Raw genomic sequence first — 2,862 nt, 5'->3', positions numbered from 1 at the left:
CCCCAGTCGGGGTGCGCGGCCCGCAGCGGATCCTCGTGCTCGTACAGCGGACGTCCGTCGAACTCGGCCAGCGCCCAGTCGTCGCGCGGGAAGTGCGCGGGCACCCAGTCCATCAGTACGCCGATGCCGGCCCGGTGCAAGGCGTCCACCAGGTACTTGAAGTCGTCCGGGGTGCCCAGCCGGGCCGTCGGCGCGTAGAACCCGGTGACCTGATAGCCCCACGACCCGCCGAAGGGATGCTCGGCCACCGGCATCAGCTGCACATGGGTGAAGCCCAAGTCGGAGACGTACGCGGGGAGTTGATCGGCAAGCTGGCGATACGTCAGCCCGGGGCGCCAGGACGGCAGATGCACTTCATAGGCGGAAAACGGAGCCTCGTGCACCGGACGACTCTCCGCGCGCCCCGCCATCCACTCGGAGTCTCCCCACCCATAGGATGACTCCGTCACGATCGACGCCGTCGCCGGAGGCACCTCGGTGCGGCGGGCCATCGGGTCGGCACGCAGGGTGCGCGTACCGTCGGGGCGGGTGATGTCGAACTTGTAGCGCGTTCCCTCGCCGATGCCGGGGAGGAACAGCTCCCACACACCGGAGGAGCCGAGCGACCGCATCGGAAATCCGGTGTTGCCGTCCCAGTGGCAGAAGTCCCCACAGACCCTGACGCCGCGCGCGTTCGGGGCCCACACCGTGAAGCGGGTGCCGGTCACGCCCTGGTGCACCATCGGCTCCGCGCCGAGCGCCTTCCACAGCTCCTCGTGCCGGCCCTCGCTGATCAGATGCAGATCGAGTTCGCCCAGCGCGGGCAGGAAGCGGTACGGGTCCTGCACGTCGAAGTCGGTGCCGTCGTACGTCACCGACAGCGTGTACTCGGGCATCGCGTCGAGCGGCAGTACGCCGGAGAAGAGGCCGTCACCCACGTCGTCCAGCTTCGTGCGCAGCCCGTTCACCACGACGGCCACCGCCTGGGCGTAGGGACGCAGCGCGCGGAACACGACGCCGCCTGGCACCGGGTGCGCGCCGAGCAGCGCGTGAGGATCGTGATGTGCCCCCGACAGCAGGCGCTCGCGGTCTGTCGCGTCCATGGAAGCGGCAGTGAGCGGCCGTACGTTGACCGATGCGGTGCGGACTGTCACGGGTTCAGCCTCCTCGAAAGGGGATAGGGAGCGGGTGGGGTGGTGCGGGTGAAAGGCCTTCAGCAGCGTTCGGCGAGACGCCTGACCGCCGCCATCGGCACGGGCAGCCAGTCAGGACGGTGTCTCGCCTCGTACAGCACTTCGTACACGGCCCGGTCCGTCTCGTACGCGCGCAGCAGCGCGGGTTCCTCGCGCGGGTCCCAGTCCGCCTCGGCGGCATAGCCCGCGCAGTAGGCCTCGTGGCAGCGTTGCGCCCACTCGGGACGCCAGGGCTGGCGGGAGCGCGCGGCGTAGTCGAAGGAGCGCAGCATGCCCGCGACATCGCGTACGGGAGACTGGACGCGCCGGCGTTCGGTGAGCGGGCGGGCGGGCTCGCCCTCGAAGTCGATGACGGACCACTGCTGCCCGGCCCACAGCACCTGGCCGAGGTGAAGGTCGCCGTGAATCCGCTGTGCGGGACGGACCGCCGTCTCGAGGGCCGCGAGCGCGTCGAAGGCGGACCGCAGCCCGGCCGCGTAGGGCTGGAGTTCGGGAACCGCATGCACCGCGGCGTCCAGTCGCTCGCTCATCGCGGTGGCAAGCAGCTCGTTCTGCGGCGGGCTGGGGACGTTCACCGGGAACGCCTGGGCCAGTGCCAGGTGCACCTCGGCGGTCGCCCGGCCCAGTTCGTACGCCTCGTCGGTGAACTCCCACCCCGAAGAGAGGGATTCGAGCGCCAGCGTCCAGCCGTCCACGGCCTCGCGCAGGAACGGCTGAAGCACTCCGAGCGTCGCTTCCTGCGGCCGTGAGGTCCGAAACCACGCGGCGGGAGCGGGCACGCGGGTGCAGCCCTGCCGGGCCAGCGCCCAAGGCACCTCCAGGTCAGGGTTGATGCCGGGCTGGACGCGTCGGAAGACCTTGAGGATGAACGCATCCCCGTACACCAGCGAGGAGTTGGACTGCTCGGCGTCGAGGAGACGGGGAGCGAGCCCGACGGGCACCGTCACCCGTGCGTCGTGCTCGAAACGCAGCGGGCCCGCCGTGCCCGGCCGGCGGAGGCGTTCCAGGAGCAGTCCCGCTGCCCGGGGGTCGTGCAGGGCGTCGTACACGATCATGTCGGCCAGCGGGCCCGCGCTCGCCCGGCCGATGGCGGCGTGGGCGAGCCGTGGCGACAGGGCTTCCCGTACACCGAGCAGCAGTTGATAGCAGTCCTCGGGAGCGGGAGTGCCGGGGCCGCCGTGGGCGGGCGGGCCGAGGTGTTCGGTGCGGACCAGCAGGTGGAGGCAGCCTGGGTACAGTTCGGTCGTCGACACCAGGGTCAGATCCGTGACCGGCCTGCCCTTGCCCGCGAACCAGCGCTGCCGCGGCAGCCACGCGCGCAGCAGCTCGGCGAGCGAGGTCAGCAGCGGAGCGGGGCCGAGGCCGAGGCCGCTCGGACGGTGCAGCGCGGTCTTCGCCATGGCGACACGTCCTTTCAGAGGCAGGCGCTGGGGGATCACACGGAGTCGCACGGTCAAGATCGCCTGGTGGCGCCGGGCGCGACGGCGCGGCGGAGCCGGAACCAGTAGAAGCCGTGGCCTGCGAGGGTCAGCAAGTACGGAAGCTCGCCGATGGCCGGGAATCGCACCCCGCCGATCAGCTCGACCGGATGCCTCCCGTTGAACGCCCGCAGGTCCAGCTCGGTGGGCTGGGCGAAGCGGGAGAAGTTGTGGACGCACAGCACCAGGTCGTCCTTGTACTCGCGCAGGAA

At 71.0% G+C, this 2,862-nt stretch carries 3 protein-coding genes; all 3 read right to left on the bottom strand.

Annotation, left to right across the window (positions count from 1 at the left end; translation table 11 throughout):
• Positions 1-1,082, bottom strand: a 1,082-nt coding sequence (locus ACFY0T_RS50220) for an alpha-amylase family glycosyl hydrolase (protein WP_388885959.1), incomplete at its 3' end; no start/stop codon positions are given.
• A gap of 110 nt (positions 1,083-1,192) precedes the next feature.
• Positions 1,193-2,572, bottom strand: coding sequence for a phosphotransferase (locus ACFY0T_RS50215; protein ID WP_388885956.1), 1,380 nt, complete (start codon positions 2,570-2,572; stop codon positions 1,193-1,195).
• A gap of 53 nt (positions 2,573-2,625) precedes the next feature.
• Positions 2,626-2,862, bottom strand: a 237-nt coding sequence (locus tag ACFY0T_RS50210) for an alpha-glucosidase C-terminal domain-containing protein (protein WP_388885953.1), incomplete at its 5' end; no start/stop codon positions are given.

The sequence above is a fragment of the Streptomyces sp. NPDC001530 genome (assembly GCF_042894545.1).
Classification (GTDB): Bacteria; Actinomycetota; Actinomycetes; order Streptomycetales; family Streptomycetaceae; genus Streptomyces.
Note: the sequence above shows the minus strand (reverse complement) of the source record. Positions and strands in the feature narration are given on the sequence as shown.

Bases quoted from the DNA above. Each gene is read 5' to 3' on its own strand.
- ACFY0T_RS50215 (WP_388885956.1), bottom strand. From the start codon at position 2,572: ATGGCGAAGACCGCGCTGCACCGTCCGAGCGGCCTCGGCCTCGGCCCC.